General features: G+C 27.3%; 1 pseudogene. It reads left to right on the top strand.

Annotated elements, in window-relative coordinates:
- Positions 1-77: 77 nt before the first annotated feature.
- Positions 78-664 (top strand): annotated as a pseudogene (locus B0174_RS12035) (hypothetical protein); the annotation flags it as partial.

Raw genomic sequence — 664 nt, 5'->3', positions numbered from 1 at the left:
GAGCTAAACCATTTGCAAAGTATTGTACTCCTTGTAGAGAGATTCACGAAAAAGAACAATAATAAAAAGGATTTTATGTGGGACTTAAAAAATATATAGGGTTTTCCCTTTTATTAATAATTGCTGTAGCACTTTATGTTTATAGTGTAGAAAGTGGTAGTTCCGAAATTACAGTTTTAGATTATACTATGCAGTTACCAACTGTTTTATGGATAATAATTCCAGTTGCAGCATTATTCTTTTTTACAGTTCTACATTTAGTATTTTATGGTTCATTAAACTTCTTCAAAACAAGAGGCTTTATTAAAGATGAAGAATCAATTGTAGAAACAATTAAGTCTTTATTACTTCAAAAAGAAGATAAAAGAAGATTTAAAACTCAAGGTTATAAAAACCTTGCTTCAATTTTAAAACAGTTAGATATCTCTGTAAAAGAAGGTACATTTACTTCTTCAAATGAAGAGTTAAATACTATTGTAGCTTCAATAAAAGATATTGAATCAGGTAAGCATATTGCTGATAAGAGTTTAAAACTTAATCCTGATTCAGCCTTAGCTAAAAAGAATTTAATTAATAAAATCAATGAACAAATTGATTATGCTGTTGATGTATTAAAAAAACAAGACAACTTTGCAGAAGAAGTTGTAAAAGCAGCATTTTATGC

It is taken from the genome of Arcobacter caeni, assembly GCF_003063245.1.
GTDB lineage: Bacteria > Campylobacterota > Campylobacteria > Campylobacterales > Arcobacteraceae > Aliarcobacter > Aliarcobacter caeni.
The sequence above is the reverse complement of the archived record's forward strand: the minus strand, read 5'-3'. Positions and strand labels throughout refer to the sequence as shown.